Annotated in this window: 18 protein-coding genes, 1 tRNA gene and 2 pseudogenes; 15 read left to right on the top strand and 6 right to left on the bottom strand. The window is 71.5% G+C overall.

The window, feature by feature from the left end; translation table 11 throughout:
* Window positions 1–39: 39 nt before the first annotated feature.
* The gene (locus NBH00_RS18870; RefSeq protein ID WP_302182758.1) at window positions 40–813 is read right to left on the bottom strand and encodes a winged helix-turn-helix transcriptional regulator; all 774 of its coding nucleotides are present in this window, start codon (window positions 811–813) and stop codon (window positions 40–42) included.
* 222 nt (window positions 814–1035) lie between these two features.
* Here NBH00_RS18870 and NBH00_RS18865 point away from each other — a divergent pair, with 222 nt between their 5' ends.
* The 4 genes from NBH00_RS18865 (at window position 1036) to NBH00_RS18850 (ending at window position 4415) form a co-directional block, all read left to right on the top strand.
* Entirely contained in the window at window positions 1036–1674 is a 639-nt protein-coding gene (locus tag NBH00_RS18865) for a DsbA family protein (protein ID WP_254570123.1), read from the top strand.
* A 68-nt stretch (window positions 1675–1742) separates the two neighbouring features.
* Window positions 1743–3314 carry an adenylate/guanylate cyclase domain-containing protein gene (locus NBH00_RS18860; RefSeq protein WP_254570122.1) on the top strand — a complete coding sequence of 524 codons (1572 nt, stop codon included), beginning with the start codon at window positions 1743–1745 and terminating at the stop codon, window positions 3312–3314.
* Complete coding sequence (locus tag NBH00_RS18855) at window positions 3311–3742, top strand: acyl-CoA thioesterase (protein WP_254570121.1); 432 nt, start codon at window positions 3311–3313, stop codon at window positions 3740–3742. Before NBH00_RS18860 ends, NBH00_RS18855 begins: the two co-directional genes overlap by 4 nt.
* Window positions 3743–3773: 31 nt before the next feature.
* Window positions 3774–4415 (top strand): TetR/AcrR family transcriptional regulator, encoded by a 642-nt coding sequence (locus NBH00_RS18850; RefSeq protein ID WP_254570120.1) that lies wholly within the window; start codon window positions 3774–3776, stop codon window positions 4413–4415.
* A gap of 289 nt (window positions 4416–4704) precedes the next feature.
* On the opposite strand, the gene NBH00_RS18845 is transcribed toward NBH00_RS18850, so the two are convergent.
* Window positions 4705–5634: a Ppx/GppA phosphatase family protein gene (locus NBH00_RS18845; protein ID WP_254570119.1), complete on the bottom strand. Its 930-nt coding sequence runs from the start codon at window positions 5632–5634 to the stop codon at window positions 4705–4707.
* A gap of 46 nt (window positions 5635–5680) precedes the next feature.
* Window positions 5681–6598, bottom strand: coding sequence for an NAD(P)-dependent oxidoreductase (locus NBH00_RS18840; protein ID WP_254570118.1), 918 nt, complete (start codon window positions 6596–6598; stop codon window positions 5681–5683).
* 102 nt (window positions 6599–6700) lie between these two features.
* On the opposite strand from NBH00_RS18840, the gene NBH00_RS18835 reads away from it, so the two are divergent.
* From NBH00_RS18835 to NBH00_RS18820, 4 genes are all read left to right on the top strand, one after another.
* Window positions 6701–8821: a methyl-accepting chemotaxis protein gene (locus NBH00_RS18835; RefSeq protein ID WP_254570117.1), complete on the top strand. Its 2121-nt coding sequence runs from the start codon at window positions 6701–6703 to the stop codon at window positions 8819–8821.
* Between the two features lie 106 nt (window positions 8822–8927).
* Entirely contained in the window at window positions 8928–10145 is a 1218-nt protein-coding gene (locus NBH00_RS18830; protein WP_254570116.1) for an alpha/beta hydrolase, read from the top strand.
* Window positions 10146–10196: 51 nt separating this feature from the next.
* A tRNA-Met gene (locus NBH00_RS18825) sits at window positions 10197–10270 on the top strand.
* A gap of 461 nt (window positions 10271–10731) precedes the next feature.
* Window positions 10732–12195 carry a cation:proton antiporter domain-containing protein gene (locus NBH00_RS18820; RefSeq protein ID WP_254570115.1) on the top strand — a complete coding sequence of 488 codons (1464 nt, stop codon included), beginning with the start codon at window positions 10732–10734 and terminating at the stop codon, window positions 12193–12195.
* A gap of 25 nt (window positions 12196–12220) precedes the next feature.
* On the opposite strand, the gene NBH00_RS18815 is transcribed toward NBH00_RS18820, so the two are convergent.
* Window positions 12221–12910, bottom strand: a complete 690-nt coding sequence (locus NBH00_RS18815) for a phosphatase PAP2 family protein (RefSeq protein WP_254570114.1) — start codon at window positions 12908–12910, stop codon at window positions 12221–12223.
* A 95-nt stretch (window positions 12911–13005) separates the two neighbouring features.
* Window positions 13006–13242: a Sec-independent protein translocase subunit TatA/TatB gene (locus NBH00_RS18810; RefSeq protein WP_302182654.1), complete on the bottom strand. Its 237-nt coding sequence runs from the start codon at window positions 13240–13242 to the stop codon at window positions 13006–13008.
* Window positions 13243–13571: 329 nt separating this feature from the next.
* Here NBH00_RS18810 and NBH00_RS18805 point away from each other — a divergent pair, with 329 nt between their 5' ends.
* The 3 genes and pseudogenes from NBH00_RS18805 to NBH00_RS18795 all read left to right on the top strand — a co-directional run.
* Entirely contained in the window at window positions 13572–15062 is a 1491-nt protein-coding gene (locus NBH00_RS18805) for a SulP family inorganic anion transporter (RefSeq protein ID WP_254570112.1), read from the top strand.
* On the top strand, window positions 15062–15472 hold the full coding sequence (locus tag NBH00_RS18800; RefSeq protein WP_254570111.1) for a MerR family transcriptional regulator: 411 nt from the start codon (window positions 15062–15064) through the stop codon (window positions 15470–15472). The genes NBH00_RS18805 and NBH00_RS18800 overlap by 1 nt, the downstream gene beginning before the upstream one ends.
* A gap of 433 nt (window positions 15473–15905) precedes the next feature.
* Window positions 15906–16085, top strand: a pseudogene (locus NBH00_RS18795) (ABC transporter ATP-binding protein); the annotation flags it as partial.
* A 31-nt stretch (window positions 16086–16116) separates the two neighbouring features.
* Here the strand turns inward: NBH00_RS18795 and NBH00_RS25710 are convergent.
* Window positions 16117–16383: pseudogene (locus tag NBH00_RS25710) on the bottom strand (SulP family inorganic anion transporter); the annotation flags it as partial.
* 41 nt (window positions 16384–16424) lie between these two features.
* Here NBH00_RS25710 and NBH00_RS18785 point away from each other — a divergent pair.
* The 4 genes from NBH00_RS18785 (at window position 16425) to NBH00_RS18770 (ending at window position 19062) form a co-directional block, all read left to right on the top strand.
* A complete protein-coding gene (locus tag NBH00_RS18785; RefSeq protein WP_254570110.1) occupies window positions 16425–16958 on the top strand; it encodes an RNA polymerase sigma factor in 534 nt (177 codons plus the stop codon).
* The gene (locus NBH00_RS18780; protein ID WP_254570109.1) at window positions 16955–17323 is read left to right on the top strand and encodes a hypothetical protein; all 369 of its coding nucleotides are present in this window, start codon (window positions 16955–16957) and stop codon (window positions 17321–17323) included. The genes NBH00_RS18785 and NBH00_RS18780 overlap by 4 nt, the downstream gene beginning before the upstream one ends.
* Window positions 17324–17431: 108 nt before the next feature.
* Window positions 17432–18247 carry a hypothetical protein gene (locus NBH00_RS18775; RefSeq protein WP_254570108.1) on the top strand — a complete coding sequence of 272 codons (816 nt, stop codon included), beginning with the start codon at window positions 17432–17434 and terminating at the stop codon, window positions 18245–18247.
* Between the two features lie 137 nt (window positions 18248–18384).
* Window positions 18385–19062 carry a hypothetical protein gene (locus NBH00_RS18770; RefSeq protein ID WP_254570107.1) on the top strand — a complete coding sequence of 226 codons (678 nt, stop codon included), beginning with the start codon at window positions 18385–18387 and terminating at the stop codon, window positions 19060–19062.
* Window positions 19063–19071 lie beyond the last annotated feature (9 nt).

The following is a 19071-nucleotide window of genomic DNA, read 5'->3' as shown; positions in this document are numbered from 1 at the left end:
GGGCCGTGGAACGTCGTCGTCTGCGGGGGCCCGGAGCGGCTAGGCGACGGCGGCCTCGCGCGCGGCCGGCGCCGACAGCCCGTCCAGGAGCGCGGCCGCGATGGCCTGCTCGCCGGTGATCTTCAGTCCCGTGCGGCTGGCCTCGGGGCCGAGCGCGTCGATCCACGCGGCCTCGCTGCCGCGGACCGTCGCGGCGGGGGAATCGGCGGACGCCTCCTCGACGGTGACGGCGCCCTTCTTGCCGGTCACGAGGTAGACGCGGTCGTCGTCGGTCTCGCGGGAGACGATGAGCTGCACGACGCCGCGGAAGCCCTTCGGGGCCTCCAGGCCGGGGAGCGACCGGAAGATCGCGCCGATGTCGACGGCCTCGCCGGAGCGCGGGTCGCTCCAGGTCCACTGGTAGCCCCAGCGCGCGAGCGCGCCGATGACGGGCAGGAGGTCGCGAGCCCGTGCGGTGAGCTCGTAGTCGACCCGCGGCGGGACCTCGCGGTAGCGCTGGCGGGTCAGCAGGCCGTCGGCGACCATGCGGTTCAGACGCGAGCGGAGTTGCTCGGTGGAGATGCCGGGCAGCGTGCGCTGGAGCTCGACGAAACGGCGGGGACCGCCGACGAGATCACGCACGATGAGCAGGGTCCACTTGTCCCCGACAAGGTCGAGGGCGCGGGCGTCCGGCGCCCACTGGTCATAGGGGTGTCGCTTGGGGGGCGGGGGGGCGGGGATGGGGTGCTCCTTCGTTGCTTCGGGGTGGGGGTAGAGAGCCGATCTACTGTATCGAGGGCTGCTGTCGTTCGCCGCGGTTGGAGGCGACAACATCAAACACCCGTCCATTCCCTCGGATGCGTCATCTGACGCATTCCCTGCGTCATTTAGGTCGAAAAGCGTGGTTTTTCTCCACGGATCCTGTGATGCTGTCCGACACGACACGGAATGCGATCCCGAGTGGGCGGGACGCATGTCTCGGGGAGCGGCTCAATGGGTGAAGTGATTCAGCTGTCAGGAAGGCTCCGGGAACGGACAGTACGGACTGCGCCCGCGATGCGGCAGCGTCAGGCGAGGCTGCCCGTCACGTTCTTCTTCGATCTCGCCTCGCCGTTCACCTACCTCGCGGCCGAGCGCGTCGAGCGGCTCATCAGCGAGGTGCGCTGGACGCCGACCGTCGCCGACGGGCTGCCCGGCGGCCTGCGCGGGACCGACGCCCTGACCGCCGTCCGGCTGAAGGACGAGGCCGAGGCCCGGGCCGAGGCGCTGCACCTGCCGCTCGTGTGGCCCGACCCGATGCCGTCCGCGCTCCCGGCGGCGATGCGCGTCGCCGCGTACGCGGTCGCCGAGGGCCGCGGGCCGGCGTTCGTCCTCGCCGCGACACGGCTCGCGTTCTGCGGCGGGTTCGATCTCGACGACCCCGATGTCCTCGCCGAGGCCGCGAGCGCGGCGAGCCTCTCGCGCAGCGCCTGCCGCCGCGCCGCGGTGGCCCGCTCGCTCGACGCCCCGATGGCCCAGGCCGGCCGCCGGCTCGTGACCCTCGGCGCCGACCGGCTGCCCGTGCTGCGGGTCCGCCGGACGCTCTTCTGCGGCGAGACCCGCGTGCTCGAGGCGGCGACCGCCGCGCGCGGGACGCAGGGTCCGCGGCTGGGCGGCCCGCCTTCCGGCACGTCCGGACCGACGCTCGCCGGCTGACCCGCCGCGCCCGGACGGCGGGCCGCGATCCGCTGGCGCGCGCCCCGCGGGGCCGTCACACTGGTCGGATGCTCGGCGGCCCCATGCGCTGGCTCTACGCGAAGTTCGGGCGCCGCTACGTCCGGGTCGTCCTGTGCGTCCAGATGCAGGGCGCGCACCTCGTCGTCGCGGGCGGGGCGGGCCTCCTGCAGCTCTTCGTCCACGCGTCGACGCACACCTTCGTCGAGTTGCTGCTCGTCGCGGAGGCCGTCGCGGTCCTCGACAACCTCGTCTCGTGCACGGTCGTCAGCCGCCTCCTGCGGCCCGCGGACCCCTGGATGGACGGAGACCACTCGCCGCAGGCCGCCGAAGCGGCGTGGCGAGCGCTCGCCGGCCTGCCGCTGCAGTTCGTCCGCGTCCGCGTGGTGCCGGCCCTGCCGCTGACGATCGCGCCCGTCTCCGCCTTCGCGGTCTGGCGGCTCGAGCTGCCGTTCTTCCCGTCCTTCTTCACGATCGCCGCGGCCGCGGCGATCGTGCTCCTCTACGGCGCGCTCCTGCGCTTCTTCGCGATGGAGATCATCACGCGGCCGGTGCTCGAGGCGGTCGCCGCGGACGTCGGCCCCGAGGCGGACCCGGGCCGGACGACGATCTCGCTGCGGCTCCGGCTCCTCGTCGCGCTGCCCTCGATCAACATCATCAGCGGCGTCGTCGTGTCGGCCGTGTCCGCGGGCGGGCACCGGTCGATCGACGACCTCGGCTTCGGCGTCGCGGTGGCGATCGCCGTCGCCTTCACGATCTCGCTCGAGCTCACGCTGCTGCTGGCGAACTCGATCCTCCAGCCGCTGCGCGAGCTGCGCAAGGGGACCGACGCGGTCGCCGCCGGCGACCTCGGCGTCCGCGTCCCCGTCCTGAGCAGCGACGAGACGGGGGCGCTCGCCACCTCGTTCAACTCGATGGTCGCCGGGCTGCAGGAGCGCGAGCGGCTGCGGGAGGCGTTCGGCGCGTACGTCGACCCGCAGCTCGCCGAGCGCGTCCTCACCGAGGGGACCGACCTCGGCGGCGAGGAGGTCGAGGTCACCGTCCTGTTCGTCGACATCCGCGACTTCACGGCGTTCGCGGAGCGGGCGAGCGCGAACGAGGTCGTCCGGCTGCTGAACGACTTCTACGGGACCGTCGTCCCGGTCATCGCCCGGCACGGCGGGCACGCGAACAAGTTCGTGGGCGACGGCCTGCTCGCCGTCTTCGGCGCGCCCGCCCCGCTCGAGGACCACGCCGACCGTGCCGTGGCCGCCGGCGTCGAGGTCGTGGCGCGGGTGCGGGAGCGGTTCGCGACGGACCTGCGCGTCGGCATGGGGATCAACTCGGGCCCGGTCGTCGCGGGGACGATGGGCGGCGGCGGCCGGGTCGAGTTCACCGTCATCGGGGACCCCGTGAACACCGCCTCACGGGTCGAGGCGGTGACGCGGATCACCGGCGACGACGTCCTCCTCACCGAGGCGACGCGCTGCCTGCTGCGCCGCGACCACGGCCCGCTCGAGGAGCGTCCGACGGTCGAGCTGAAGGGGAAGACCGAGCGCGTGAGGCTGTACGCCGCGATCGCGGCCGCCGTGCCGCCGGAGCCGGACGCGGGCGACCGGCCGGTAGTGTCCCGCGCCGAATGAGCACGCACGAGTTCCGGATGACGATGCAGCTCCGCTGGCGGGACATGGACCGCCTCGGACACCTGAACCAGGCCGTCTACCACGTGCTCATGGAGGACGCGCGGGACGGGCTGCTCGCCGCCCTGCCGCTGCCGGACGAGGAGTCGGTCAGCTACGTCCTCGCCCGCGTCGAGCTCGACTACCGGCACGAGGTCCGCAAGGAGGACGGCGAGGTCGAGGTCGTCGTCCGGGTCGGCCGCGTCGGCAGCAAGTCGCTGACGCTCGAGAACGACCTCCTCCTGCCCGACGGGACGCTCGCCGCGACCGGCAGCACGATCCTCGTGCGCTGGGACCGGGAGACGCGCGGGGCGAAGGAGATCTCGCCGGACGAGCGCGCGGTGCTCACCGGCGCGGGTGACGCCTCCGGCGCGGGCGCCGACCCCCGCTAGCTGAACTCATTTCAGGTATGGTCGCTCGCGCATGAGCGACCAGACCCTCACCCGCCGCGGCGAAGCGACCCGCGCCCGCCTCCTGGAGGCGGCCGTCGAGGAGCTCCTCGAGCGCGACGGCGCGCTCGAGGTCGCCTCGGTCGCGGCGCGCGCGGACGTCTCGGTCGGGCTGCTCTACCGCTACTTCGGCTCGAAGGCCGGGCTCGTCGCGACCGTCGTCACCGACTTCTACGACCGCTCGATCACCGAGATCTCCGAGGGCGACGACCGCGCGCTGGACTGGGCCGCCCGCGAGCGCCGCCGCACCGAGCGCTCCGTCGCCTTCTACTACCGCGAGCCGCTCGCGCCGATCGTCCTCACGCTGCTCGCCCGCGAGGGCGACGTCGCCGCGGTCGAGGCGCGCTTCATCGCGAAGCTCGTCGACGACGCGGCCCGCTCGGTCCAGCGGGGCCAGCGCGAGGGGGAGATCCCCGCCGACCTCGACGCGCGCATGATCGGCGCGATGCTCATGGGCGCCTTCCGCGTCGTGATCGCCGAGGCGCTGACCCGCAAGCGCCGCCCCGCCCAGGCGACGCTCACCGAGGAGATGTGGCGCTTCGTCGTCGCCGGCGTGCGCTTCATCCCCGAGGACGAGCGCCCGCCGCGCGAGGCCCCGGCGCCGCCGGCCGCATAGCGCCCGGCGCACCGACCCGAAAGACTGGAAGCCGCCCGAAGGCGGCTTCCAAACTTGGCCCCGTCAGGACGGGCAGGGGTACGTGCCATGCAGGGCCGATTAGGTGGCCGGGCGGCGGGAGGCGCCGAGTTCAAGCGGCTACGCCCGGACTATGTGTGCCGGGGTCTCCAGTGGGAACCTTTCAGTTCCGCGCCTTCGCTCCCGACAACAGGAGTATCGGGCCGGGCCGCCACCCCCACAATCGGACACCCGTCCACGGCCGCGCGAACAAGTGATGAGGATCGGCCGGTCAGCCGACCCGCGCGAGTCTCAGGGCGGCGCCGCGGAGGATGTCGTGCTCGGAGACCTCCACGTCGTCGAGCCCGAGGAGCCGCATCGCCTCGACGAGCATGACGACCCCGGGGACGATGACCGACGCCCGGTCGGGGTGCAGGCCCGGGACGCGGCGACGCTCGTCCTCGTCCATCTGCGCGAGCCGCGCGAGGAGCTCCTCGCACTGGGGGAGGCCGAGGCGGAACCCGTGCACCCGCTCGGGGTCGTAGGGAACGAGCTCGAGGAGGATCGCCGCGCACGAGGTCGCGGTGCCCGCGACGGCGACGCCGGCGGCCACGCCGTCCCGGACGGCGGGCGGGAAGGCGGCGGCGAAGATCGCGCGGACGTCCTCGGCGGTGGCGATGAGCTCGTCGTGGTGCGGCGGGTCGTGGTGGATGTGGCGCTCGCTCTGGCGGACCACCCCGGCCTGCGTGGAGACGTGGAACGACACCGCGCCGCGGGCACCGACGACGAACTCCGTCGAGCCGCCGCCGATGTCGATGACGACGACGGGGGCGGGCTCGCCGGAGGCGCGCGCGGCGGTCGCCCCGAGGAAGGTCAGCTGCGCCTCCTCGTCGCCGCTCAGCGTCCGGGCGTCGAGGCCGTACTCCGCGCGGACGCGCTCGGCGAACCCGGGGCCGTTCGCCGCGTCGCGGACCGCGCTCGTCAGCACGGCGATCGTGGCGTCGCCCGCCTGGAGGACGTCGATCCGCTCGCGGTAGCGGTCGAGGGTCGCGAAGACGCGGTCCATCGCCTCGGGGGCGAGCACCCCGCTCGTGTCGACGCCCTGCCCGAGGCGGGTGACGGTCGACTCGCGCGCGAGCTCGGTGACGCGCCCGTCGGGCATCACGTCCGCGATGAGCAGCCGCGTGGAGTTGGTCCCGATGTCGACGACGCTCACGCGCATGGGCAGACCGTAGTGGGCGGGGCCGGGCCGTCGCGGGCCGGGGGCGTCAGGCCGGGTGGGGGAGGGGCGAGCCGGCGAGCCCGGCGAGGAGGTTGCCGACGGCGAGCGTGGCCATGCGCTCGCGGGCGCCGCGGGTCGCCGAGCCGATGTGGGGGACGACGAGGAGGTTCGGAGCGGACAGGAGCGGGTCGTCCGGCGGCAGCGGCTCGGGGTCGGTGACGTCGAGCGCCGCGGCGGCGAGGTGACCGGAGCGGAGCGCGTCGGCGAGCGCGACCTGGTCGACGACGCCGCCGCGCGCGGTGTTGACGAGGATCGCCCCGGGCCGGCAGGCGGCGAGGGCGGCGGCGTCCACGAGGTGCCGCGTCGCGGGCGTGAGCGGGGTGTGGAGGCTGATGAAGTCGGCCTCGGCGAGGGCGGCGTGCAGGTCGCCGGTCCGGCCGACGGTGATCACGCGCATGTCGAAGCCGGCGGCGCGCCGCGCGACCGCGGCGCCGATCCGCCCGGCCCCGGCGATCACGAGCGTGCGGCCGTGGACGTCGGCGCCGAGCCAGCCCGCCGGCTCCCAGGTGCGCCAGTCCCCCTCCCGGACCGCGCGCTCGCCCTCCGCGAGCCGGCGGGCGGCGGCGAGGAGCAGCGCGAAGGCGAGGTCCGCGGTCGCCTCGGTGAGGACGTCGGGCGTGACGCCGACCGCGACGCCGCGCTCGGCGCAGGCGGCGAGGTCGATGTTGTCGCAGCCGACCGCGAAGTTCGCGACGACGCGCAGCCGCGGGGCGGCGACGAGGAGCTCGCGGTCGACGCGGTCGGTGAGGAGGCTCAGGATCCCGTCGGCGCCGGCGGCGAGCGCGCGGAGCTCCGCGGGGGACGGCGGCAGGGCGCCACCGCGCACGTGCACGTCGTGGCCGGCGGCGGCCAGCCGGTCGAGCGCGGGGAAGGGGAGCGGGCGGGTGACGAGGACGCGGGCCACGGGGCTCGCCGAGGCTATCGGGCCGCTCGCCGCTCAATCTCCGCGCCCGATGGTCGAGAACCCCGAGTGTCACCTCCGGGCCAAATCATGAGAAGGGATTCCATGCCGCTGTTCACCCGCAAGCCCTCGCACGACCCTGTTGTCGCCGAGCTCTCCGAGCGTCTCGCCGCGCTGGACAACAACTGCCTGGCCGCCCTCGAGCGGGGGCTGACCGGGATGACCGCCGGCGACCTCACCCTGTCCGCCGAGCCGACGACGAAGCCGATCGCCTCCGCGAGCGCGGACCCGCAGGTCCAGGGCCTCGTCGACCAGTTCAACTCGATGCTCGGTCGTGCGCAGACCGCGCTGAACGCCTACAACGAGATGCGCGAGGACCTGCGCTCCGCCCTCGGCGACCAGTCCTGCCTGCACGAGCTGCGCCAGCGCCTGAACTCGCTGAACGACAACTGCCTGACGAACCTCCAGAACGGCCTGACGGCGATGGAGCACGGCGACCTCACCATCGAGGTCACGCCCGTCACCTCCCCGCTGAGCGCGGCGCCCGGCACGTCGCTGGGCGAGCTCGGCGACATCTTCAACGGCATGCTCGGTCGCGCGCAGACCTCCCTCGAGGCCTACAACGCGACCCGCGAGGACCTGCGTTCCGCGCTCGGCGACCAGTCGTGCCTCGCGCAGCTCGGCGAGCGGATGGCGTCGCTGAACAGCGTCTGCCTGACGAACCTCGAGAAGGGCCTCGGCGCGATGGCGGAGGGCGACCTCACCGTTGACGTGCAGCCCGCCACGAAGCCGATCGTCGCTCGCGAGGGTGCGTCCGCCGGGCACCTGGCCGACCTCTTCAACGGCATGCTCGGCCGCGCGCAGACCTCGCTCGAGGCGTACAACGCGACCCGCGAGGACTTCCGCGCCGCGCTCGGCGACCAGTCCTGCCTGGACCAGCTCGTCCCGCGCCTGAACTCGCTGAACTCCAACTGCCTGACGAACCTCCAGCTCGGCCTCGAGGCGATGAGCAGCCGTGGCGACCTGACCATCGAGGTCAAGCCCGTCACGACCCCGGTCGAGACCGAGGAGGGCCGAAACCCGGGCGAGCTCGCCGTCATCTTCAACGGCATGCTGGGCCGCGCCCAGACGTCGCTCGAGGCGTACGAGGTCATGCGCGAGGACCTCGCGTCCGTCGCCTCGACCGTCGAGGTCGTCGCCGCCGGTGACCTCAGCGTCGAGATCCGCTCCAAGAGCGAGGACGACACGCTCGGCAACGCGTTCGCCGAGATGACCGCGAAGCTCGGCGACCTCGTCGGCCAGGTGGCCGTCATGGCGTCGCAGCTGTCGACCGCGAGCCAGAACATGGCCCGCTCGAGCGACGAGGCCGGCCGCGCGATCGGCGAGATCGCCCACGCGGTCAGCGACGTCGCCCACGGCGCGGAGCGTCAGGTGCGCACCGTCGAGTCCGCGCAGCGGATGACCGAGGAGATGGCGACCGCCACCCGCGCGTCCGCCGAGTCCGCCGAGGAGGCGACCCGCGCCGCGTCCAGCGCCCGCGAGGTCGCGACCGAGGGTGCGAAGGCCGTCGAGCAGGCGACCGCCGCCATGGTCGGCGTCCGCGAGTCCTCCAACGCCGTCAGCGGCGTCATGGGCGACCTGGCGAAGAAGAGCGAGCAGATCGGCGGCATCGTCGAGACGATCACGAACATCGCCGAGCAGACGAACCTCCTCGCCCTCAACGCCGCGATCGAGGCAGCGCGGGCCGGGGAGCAGGGGCGCGGCTTCGCCGTCGTCGCCGAGGAGGTCCGCAAGCTCGCCGAGGAGTCCCAGCAGGCCGCCCGCTCGATCGGGTCGCTCATCGGGGAGATCCAGGGTGAGACCCGCCGCGCGACCGAGGCCGTGTCCTCCGGTGCGTCCCGCACCGAGGAGGGCGCCGCGACGGTCGAGCAGGCCCGCGAGAGCTTCCTGCTCATCGGGCAGTCGGTCGACGACATGAACGAGAAGGTCGCGCAGATCGCCGGCGCCATCGCCCAGATCGCCGACTCCTCGCAGCAGGTCCAGACGGACATGGTCGACGTCGCCTCGGTCGCCGAGGAGTCCTCCGCGTCCGCCCAGCAGGTGTCCGCGTCTACCCAGCAGACGACCGCCTCCGCCCAGGAGATCGCGGTGTCGGCCCAGGAGCTCGCGGAGCGGGCCGAGGTGCTCGAGTCGCTGGTCGGTCGCTTCAAGCTCGCGGCGGTGTAGCGAGACCACCGCCGCAGGTCCGGCCGGCGCCAGGGCGTCCCTCTCGACGAAGGGGGAGACCCGGCGCCGGCCGTTTTCGTCATGGCGGGCGGCTAGGGTCGATCGCATGCATCGTCTCCGCGTTGTCCGCGCGGTGGCCGTCGCGTCGCTCTCCCTCGCCGGGGTCGCCGCCACGTCCGCCACCGCCGCCACCACCGTCCCGAAGCTCCGCACCGGTCCGTCCGGCGTCAGCTTCTACACGCCGCCCGCCGGGTCGCTTCACGGGAGCTCGCACGGCGGCGTCATCTGGGAGCGGCGCCAGACCGGCGCCGACGCGCTCAAGGGCGCGGGGCGCGCGACGCTCGTCCTCTACCGCTCGATCGGGGTCACCGGGAAGGCCGTCGCCGTCTCCGGAAGCGTCACCGTCCCGCGCGGGAAGGCACCCAAGGGTGGCTGGCCGGTCGTCACCTGGGCGCACGGCACGACGGGGATCGCCGACGCGTGCGCGCCGACGCGGAGCCCGGCGAGCGGGAAGGTCGCCGACTACACGAACTACGTCTACCCCCAGCTGAAGGCGCTCCTCGCCCGCGGCTATGCGGTCGTCCGGACCGACTACGAGGGGCTCGGGACGCCCGGGGTGCACCCGTACCTCGTCGGGCGCTCGGAGGGGCGGTCGGTCATGGACATGGTCCGCGCCGCGCGGAAGGTGAACCCGGCCATCGGCCGGCGGGTCATCGTCGCCGGCCACTCGCAGGGCGGCCACGCGGCGCTCTGGGCGACCTCGATCGCGCGCACGTGGACCCCTGAGCTGAAGGTCGCCGGCACGGTCGCGTTCGCCCCCGCGTCGCACCTCTCCGAGCAGGCCGCGCTCATCCGCGCGCTCGGCTCGCCCGGCGGCGGCCTGTCGGCCCTCGCCGCCTCCATCCTGCGCGGCATCGACGTCGCCGGCGTCGGCGTCGACGTCCCTTCGCTCCTCAGCCCTGCCGCCCTCGCGCTCTACCCGCAGGTGGACACGCTCTGCCAGCCCGAGCTCGGGGCCGCGAGCTCCTTCGGCGGCCTGGCCCCGAAGGACATCCTGAAGGCCGATGTCCCGCTCGATCCGCTCGTCGCCGCGATCGACAGGACCGACGATCCGGAGAACCTGAAGCTGCGCACGCCCGTGCTCGTCGAGCAGGGCAGCGCCGATACGACCGTGTTCCCGTCCTTCAACGCCCAGCTCGTCGACGAGCTCCGCGCGAAGGGGGCGAAGGTCGACAGCAGGGTCCTCCCCGGCGTCACCCACGGCAAGGTCGTGAAGGCGGGCCTCAAGAGCGCCCTGAGCTGGATGGCGAAGCGGCTGAAGTGACCCCCGGCGCGCCGCACCGCGGCGCTCCTGGTGCTATTCTTCACAGTCCGTCGCGGGGTGGAGCAGTCCGGTAGCTCGTCGGGCTCATAACCCGAAGGTCGCAGGTTCGAATCCTGCCCCCGCTACTACGGAAACCCCCTCTCGCCAGGGGGTTTTCGTGCTTAAGAAGGCCTGCAAAACGGCACTATTCTGCCGGCGGACCTTACGGCGTTAGAAATGCGTCGTAATGACGCTATTTGGCGCATTGGCGTTCATGGGGCAACGGATGGGGCAACACGCGCTTTTTGAGCGCCGCGGGGACGCCCCTGTTGCGGCCCGATCGTCGCCGCGACAACTCCGCGTCTCCTTTGGGATGACGAGGCAGCACGACGTTCGTCGCCGTTGTCCAGCGGTTGCTCGCTGCGCCGGCTGTGGCAGCGGCTCACGCAGCTGCAGGCAACTCGAAGACGGCCAGCGTGGACGCCGTCACGTCGAGCACCTCGCGTCCCGACTGCTCGGGTGATGCTGGTGGGCGATGGCTGGCCACGCGCGAGAGTCGCTAGGGTCGAGGAAGGCGCGCCGGGAAGACTGGTCGGCACCACTTCCGATGCTGCCTGAAATCACCGACTTCGCCGGACCGCTGACGCTCGTCGTCGCCGGGCTCGTCCTCGCAATCCTCGTCACATCGCTGACGGGGCGGCTACCGATCCCCGCGCCCGCACTGTTCCTGGCCGGTGCCGCGATCGCCTCAGACGTGATCCCGTCGCTGAGCGCGGACGTCGGCATCATCACCGTCGAGCGGGTCGCGGTGATCGCGCTGATCGTGATCCTGTTCAACGGCGGGCGCGACATCGGCGCGCACCGCTTGCGGCAATCGCTGGGCGACGTCAGCGCGATCGGCCTGCTCGGGACGTTCGCGACGGCCGGAGCGCTTGCGGTCGCCGCGAAGGTCCTGCTCGGGCTGGACTGGGCGGTGGCCGGCGTGCTCGGCGCGGCGCTGGCACCAACCGACCCCGCCGTGATGTTCTCGGTACTCGGTCGGCGAGAGGTCGGCGGACGCTCGGGCACGGTGCTCGAAGGCGAGGCCGGCATCAACGACCCCGCCGGGATCGCACTGCTGCTGGGCCTGGTGGAGGTCGCGACGCATCCGGGCACCTCGATGCTGGTGGTGCTCCAGGAGTTCGCGCTCGCGATGGGGATCGGCGGCGCGCTCGGGCTCATCGGCGGCAAGCTGCTGATCGAAGCGCTGGGCCGCCTTCGCCTGGGTGACTCGGGGTTGTATCCGGTGTTCGCGCTGGCCTCGGCGGGCCTGCTGTACGGGGTGACCTCGATGGCCGGCGGGTCAGGGTTCTCGGCCGTGTTCGTCGCCGGGCTGCTGCTCGGCGACGCGCGCCTGCCCTACGCCGGGGAGATCGACCGCTTCACCGTCAGCCTCGCCAGCCTCGCGGAGGTCGCGGTGTTCCTCGCACTCGGCCTGACAATCGACATCGGAGGGATCACCGGTGAGGACTGGCTTGGCGGCCTGCTCGTCTTCCTCGTGATGGCGGTGCTGGTGCGGCCGCTCGTCGTCATGCTCACCCTCGCCCGCTCTGCGCTCAGCCGCCCCGAGAAGGCGTTCATCGCATGGAGCGGGCTCAAGGGTGCGGTCCCGATCCTGCTGGCGGCGTTCGCCGTGCTCGGCCACGTTCCCGACAGCCAGCGCATCTACGACGTCGTGTTCGTCGTCGTCCTGGCATCGGTGGTCATCCAGGGTGGGCTCGTTCCGACCGTCGCGGCCCGTCTACGCATCCCGATGCAACTGCAACCGGAGCTGCCGTGGGAGCTGTCGGTCAAGCTCGCCGAACCGCCGCGCGACCGCGTGGAGATCACCGTCGAGGCGGGCTCATCGGCCGACGGTCGCCGCTTGGAAGACCTCCCGCTCGGCAATCGAGCCTGGGTGACCCTCGTCGTGCGCGACGCGCACGCCGTCCCGCCGCGGCCCGACCTCACGCTGCGCGCCGGCGATGTGCTCTTCCTGCTGGGTGTCGACGACGAACCGCTGCTCGCCGACGCCTTCGCCGGCGCCTGCTGATCACGGGACGAGCCGCGCGCGCCAATCACCGGCTTGGCGCCGAGCACGGGCGTCTTGTCCGGGGCAGTCCGACGAGCACTACCCCGAGCAGCCAGGCAGCGCCGATCGCGTACCCGGCCACGACATCGCTGGCCCAGTGAACGCCCAGGAGCACTCGCGACGGGCCCATCGCCGCGATCACGACACCAAAGGCGGCTGCCGTACGCCAGTGACGTTGCTGCACGGCAATGAGCGCGGCAGCCCCGATCACGGAGGCCGCGAACGTCGTGTGCCCGCTGGGAAAGCTCGGATCCAGCAGCCCGTCCGTCGCGGGGCGTGCGCGACCCACGATCCCCTTGAGCAGCAGAGTCACGACGTTTGCACCCAGCACGCCAGCCACGAGCAACGCGTACCGCCAGCCCAACGCCAGCCAGGCCCAAGCCGCCACGAGCACGGTGAGCACCAGCGCCGCGACAGGCGACCCAACCCAGTCGAGCGCGTGCGCGGGAGCCAGGACCAACGGGCCAAGCGCCTGCTCGCGGACCTCGTCGCGCGTCGCGGCATCCCCAGGAAAGGCGCCGAACACGGCGACCACCGTGCCGCACACCACCGCAACCGTCACGAGGAGCAGCAGCAGCCATCCCGCGGCCGGAAGCGCCCACGCGGGCACGCCCTCCCCCGCGAGCGGATCGAACGATGCAGACCCTGCGTGACCGGTTTTGGAAGCGGCGGACACCCACCCACAACGTATCGTCAAAGATCCGACCTGGCGCCGCCGCTGGCTGGCCTTCTCGCCGTCGCGGACGAGCGAACCGCCGGCGCCCGTCTCGGTCAATCCGACTCGAACTCCGTGCGCTCAGGGTTCGACGCACCAGCCTCGGCCGTCACGCCGGTCGGACCCGGTTTCACTTGGGAGTCGTCATCATCGTGCTCGCCAGAGAGGGCGTCCTTGAACTCGCGCATGCCCTTTCCAACCGAGCGCCCAACCTCGGGCAACTTCTTGGGGCCAAGCACCAGCAGCGCGATCACCAGCACGATGATCAGTTCCATGGGGCCAACGTTGGCCATCTCTCACGACCTTCTCGAATCGACGATGGATCCCGCTTCTGACGATCGTAGCCCCACTGTTATGGCGCTGGCGTGAGGGCCTGGTCAAGACGCGTGTTGCGACGTCAGCAGGTGTTCCAGTGACCGACGAGCCATGAGCGGCATCACAACCGGCAACCGGCGTAACCAACTCTTACGTTGGTGTAGGGTTGGGTGAAGGTCGGTGCACAGACGATGGCTCGTGTCCCGGAACGTTGCTTGTTCCGCATCGCACGTTCCGCTCGTTCGCAGCGCCCGTCATCCCGTGTCGCAGATTCGCTGCGGCTTCTCTGAAAGAAACGAACTTCCTCATGAACTTGCTGTCTGGGGCGCGCGCCGTGCGCCGCCCCGCCTTTCCTGCGCGTGATGTGCTGCGCGTGGAGCTTCTTGCCGGTCTGGTTGTCGCGTTGGCGTTGATCCCTGAGGCGATCTCGTTCTCGTTGATCGCCGGGGTGGACCCGAAGGTCGGTCTGTACGCCTCATTCACGATGGCGGTGACGATCGCGATTGCGGGCGGCCGCCCGGCGATGATCTCCGCCGCGACCGGTGCGATGGCCCTTGTCGTCGTGAGCCTTGTCAAGGATCACGGCGTGGAGTATCTGCTCGTTGCTGGAATCCTGGCCGGCGTCATCCAGGTCGGGCTGGGTGTGCTGCGCGTGCCGCGGCTGATGCGCTTCGTGCCGCGATCGGTGATGACCGGCTTTGTCAACGCCCTGGCGATCCTCATCTTCATCGCCCAGGTCCCGTACATCCGTGACGGCGGGCTCGTCGGCGTCGGGCTGATCCTCGCCGGCCTGGCCGTCATCTACACCCTCCCGCGCACGGTCCCGTCGATCCCGGCGCCGCTCGTGGCCATTGCCCTGCTCACGGTCGTGGTTGTGGCCGGTGGCATCCACGTCCCGAACGTCGGCGATGAGGGCGAGCTGCCCAGTGCGCTCCCGATCCTCGGGATACCGTCGGTGCCCTTTACCCTCCAGACCCTCACCATCGTGCTGCCGTACTCGATCACGCTGGCCGCGGTCGGCCTGCTGGAGTCGCTGATGACCGCGCGGCTGGTGGACGACATCACCGAGACGCGCTCGGACAAGGACCGTGAGGCCCGCGGCCAGGGCATCGCGAATATCGTCACCGGCTTCTTCGGCGGCATGCCCGGCTGCGCGATGATCGGCCAGACGATGATCAACGTCAGCGTCAGCGGCGCCCGGACCCGGATCTCGACGTTCTGCGCCGGCCTGTTCCTGCTGATCCTCATCGTCGGCCTCGGCCCCGTGGTCGCCGTGATCCCGATGGCCGCCTTGGTCGCCGTGATGATCCTGGTCTCGGTCTCCACCTTCGATTGGCACTCGATCAAGCCCGCGACCCTCAAGCGAATGCCCCGCTCGGAGACGCTGATCATGGCCGTCACCGTGGCCGGCACCGTCGCCACCAGCAACCTCGCGATCGGCGTCGCCGCGGGTGTCCTGACCGCGATGGCGACCTTTGCCCGCAAGGTCGCGCATCTCGTCGACGTGCAGCGGGTTCTTGACCCTGACGGGTCAACCGCGTTCTACTCGGTCACCGGCGAACTGTTCTTCGCCTCCGACCAGGAGCTGATCGACGCTTTCGACTACCCCGATGACCCAGCCCGCGTGATCATCGACTTCTCTGGCGCGCACGTCTGGGACGCCTCGGCCGTCGCGGCCTTGGACGCCATCGAGACGCACTACGCGCGCTACGGCACCGACGTGCAGATCACCGGCCTGAACGACCACAGCGCCGACCTGCACCAGACACTGTCTGGCCAGATGGCGGCTGCCCACTGATGCCCAAGTCCCCGCCGCAGCCAACACTGCACATCGGCGAAGTCGCCGAACGCGTCGGCCTCTCCCTGCGCACCGTCCGCTACTACGAAGAGCAGGGGCTGTTCGCCCCTGCCGGGCGCACCGACGGTGGCTTCCGGCTCTACACAGACGAACAGGTCCACCGCCTGCTGCTGATCAAGCAGATGAAACCCCTCGGTTTCACCGTCGCGCAGATGTGCGAGCTGCTCGCCGCGCGAGACGAGCTGGAGGCCCCGGACCCCGCCGTCCGCGAGACCGCCCGAGCCCGCATCGACGCATTCGCCGCGGACGCCGCCGCCCGCTGCGAGCACCTGCGCGACCAGCTCAACCGCGCCGAAGAGTTCGCCCGCCAACTCGCCACGCACGCGCTCCCTCAACGAACACCGACATAACCGCGCTGCTCGAGCTGCTCCACGTTCGTGATGACATCGCGCGTGTCCCTGCCGACCAGCGGCGTGCCGACGAGCCGGAAGAGGGGCCGCGACAGCGGCTGCGGGCCTGCCAAGGGCCCGCTGGCCGGAGCCCACGGACCACATTGATGATCCGGACGGGCACTTCGACGCCTGCGCGCTTCGACAACAGATCCACAACCCAGAAGAGCTGCTGCGCCGCCCCGTGCGAACCAACCAAGGCGTCCAGAAGCTCGATGACCGGTCGCCGATGCTCCGCCGATCCTGTGCCGCGCGTCCCGACGTCACCGCTCGGCGTCAGTGGCGACAAACACTAAGCGTTGAATTCCGCGCCGTTGATGGCGCTACCCGCTATCGCCAATGGCTGGTCGGTAGTACGGATGGTCGCGGGCGGCCGTGGTCGTACGGTCCATTTGTGCTGATTCGCCTGCTCAAAGAGCATCTGGGTCGGTACCGCAGGCGGATCGTCGTGGTCGTCGCCCTGGAGTTCGTCAGCACGATCGCGGCGCTCTACCTGCCGACGCTCAACGCCGACATCATCGACAACGGCGTCGTCACCGGGGACACGGGCTACATCACCCGAACGGGCGCGATCCGGAATGAACCCGTGAGCCCGCAATGCGGCACCGGCCGCCTTCGGCCGTCACGGCCATCGTGAACGAGCCGTAGAGGCCGAGCTTGGGGTCGACGCCGGCGATGATCGAGAACGAGATTGCTTCGGGGATCAGCGCGAGCGCGACGACGAGGCCTGCGAGCATCTCGACGCGCAGCGCCCCGGCGGTTGGCCAGGGGAAGCCGCCCGTGCGCTCAACCGCACCCCGATCCGCGAACGCAACTCCAACCTGCCGGGAGAGCCTGTCGGGCCATAGCCGAGACGCTCGCTCCTGCGGCAGCGTCCTGTCACAGAATTTCGGCCAGCGACACTACCGTACACGTGCCTCTGTCGCCCGACGACATCACTCAGCTCTACCGTCTGCACGCGCGTCGCCTGGCGACGTTCCTCGTGCGCCGCACACACGACCCTGAGGTGGCGATGGATCTCGTCGCGGAGACGTTCGCGATCGCGATTCGCGACCGGCGCAGGTTCAACGGCCGAAACGAGGACGCTGGGGCGTGGCTGTTCGGCATCGCCCGTAACCTGCTGCGTCACTGGTACCGCGACGGTTCGGTCGAGCGGCGTGCGCTGACCCGGCTGGGGATGCAGCGCCCGGTGCTCACTGACACCGACGTCGAGCGTCTTCTCGCGCTGACCGGCAGCGACGACGCGAGGGCCAGGGTCGCTGCGCAGATGGCCTCGCTGCCCGAAGAGCAGCGCGCAGCGGTCGAGTTGCGGGTGGTCGAGGAGCGCTCCTATGACGAGGTCGCGATCGCGCTGGGGATCAGCGCGCAGGCGGCGCGGGCGCGGGTGTCGCGCGGGCTGCGGGCGCTGGCCGCCGTCCTGGAACACGACCCGGAGCTGAGCACATGAGCTGGCACGACGAATTCGCCGACGTCCCGGTGCTGGGCGAGCTGGGCGCCGAAGTCGAACGGGTCGCGCACACGCGCCGGTCGCGCCGACGCTTCGGGCTGCGGATCGCGCCGCTACTCGGCATCGGCGTCGCCGTCGCCGCGGGCGGCGCGGTGGCCGCGACGCAGCTCATCGGCACCGGCCAGCCCGTTCCGCGTCTGCCTGCCGGAGGGCAGTCGGTGCTCGGCAGCATCGTGCCGGGCAGCGTGCGGCTGCTGTCCGTGCGCGCGGCCGACCCCGACGGCGGGCCGCCGTGGGGAATCCGGATGTATCAGACCAAGAAAGGGATCGCCTGCGTCCAGGTCGGCCGCGTCGTCGCCGGCTGACTCGGGGTTGTCGGCCAGGACGGCGTCTTCGGCAACGACCATCGCTTCCACCCGCTGCCGCTACAGGCCGACGGCTGCGGCGGACTGTCGCCGAAAGGTCTGCTGTTCATGGAGGGCGGCAGCAACGCGCAGACCGCAAGCGGCTACTCGGGATCGGGCATCAAAGGCGTCGGCGGCTGCGAGACGCCACAGGACCGCAGCGCGCGGATGAGCACAGTCGCGTCGTTGAAGGACGCGCTGGCGCTGCAGCTGCACCGCCACGAGTACAAGATCGCGCGCATCCAGCGGCGCGTGATCGCGCGCTTCCAGAAACGCGCGGCGCAGAACATCCCCCTTTGCCCGACCGCTGATCTGCGGTCGGTGGTCTACGGCTTCATGGGCGCTCAGGCAACGAAGGTCACCATCACCGACCACGGCACCACCCATGTCGCCAAGCCGTCGGCCAAGGAGAGCGGAGCGTTCCTCGTCGTGCTCGTCGGCCCGTGGACCCGCCATCAGGGCTACGTCCGCACCGCCTACTACCGGGACGGAGTGACGTGCCCCTTCAGCGCGGACCAGCCGGTCGCGGCCCCGGCGGCCTGCTCGCCTCCGCCCGGCTTCCCCAAGCCCCAGCCCCGCGCAGGCGCGCCGACAACGCCCCCGCGACCGCCTGCGGCGCTGCACGTCCCGGTGCAAGTCAACGGACTAACGCTCTACTTCACCCCGCCCACGACTGACCTGTATTCGGTCGAGATCCAATGCAAGCCGAAATCGGTCATGGGCGAACCCGGCCGCACCCTGCCCGGCGGCCGCCGCGCGCGCTGGCGGCTGCGCGGCCCGCTGCCGCGCTTCTGCGACGCGGTCAACGGCCGGCTGCTGGGTCGGGTGACGGCGGCGAAGACCGCTCAGATCATCGGCACCTTCCGAATCCGCGCTCCGCGCTAATCAGCGGGCGCGAACCGAACGTGGCACGCACCTGCGCGATGGGGGCGGCGGCTCGGACTGCTGCGAAGCTGTGCTTTGCACATGAGCGAACGTCTTGGGCAAGCCGGGTGGCGTTGGGGCAGAACGCTGGTCGGTGGTTGGCGCTCGGGTACATTCCGGCCATCGTGCTCGTAGCCGGCATTCGCGCGGTCACCGGCGCCGACCTCGCCCATCGATGGGCGACCAGCCCGAGCCTCGTCTACCACGGCAGGGTGTGGACCCTGTTCAGCAGCGCCTTGGTGCTCGACCGCGTGCAGGGTCTGCAGCTGGTGGTCGCCGTCGTTCTGATCTGGGCGCTGCTGTTTCGGCACGGGGCGGGCGCGCTGTGGTCGGCGCTGCTGCTCGGGCACGTCGGGTCGACCCTCACCGCCTATGCCGGCACGGGGATCCTCTGGGAAACCGGGTCGCGCCTGCATCACGCGTACGTCAATCCCGACTTCGGGATCTCGTGCGTGTGGATCACGATCCTCGCGATGCTCGCCACCGACCTCGTCCTCACGGTCCGGCCGCGGCCGCGGACCTGGGCGACGTTGCTGCTGCTCGCGACCGCCTACACCGGCGTGGCGATCGTGGGCGACAGCACGATCGCCGAGGCAGAGCACACCCTCGCGGTCACTGCCGGCATCGCCACGATGCTCTGGACCCGTCGCTTCCTCGCGGTGCTCAACATCCGTGTTGGCTGGCCTTCACCAGCCAACTACCGCGGCATAGCCGGCCCGTCGCGCGCAACCCCGCTTGACACTCAGCTATCGCTGACTGGGCGCGAGCAGGGTTGAAACGTGCGC

Origin of the sequence: Paraconexibacter antarcticus (assembly GCF_024220175.1) — a bacterium.
In the GTDB taxonomy this organism is placed as follows: domain Bacteria; phylum Actinomycetota; class Thermoleophilia; order Solirubrobacterales; family Solirubrobacteraceae; genus Paraconexibacter; species Paraconexibacter antarcticus.
This window is presented reverse-complemented; position numbering and strand designations above follow the sequence as displayed.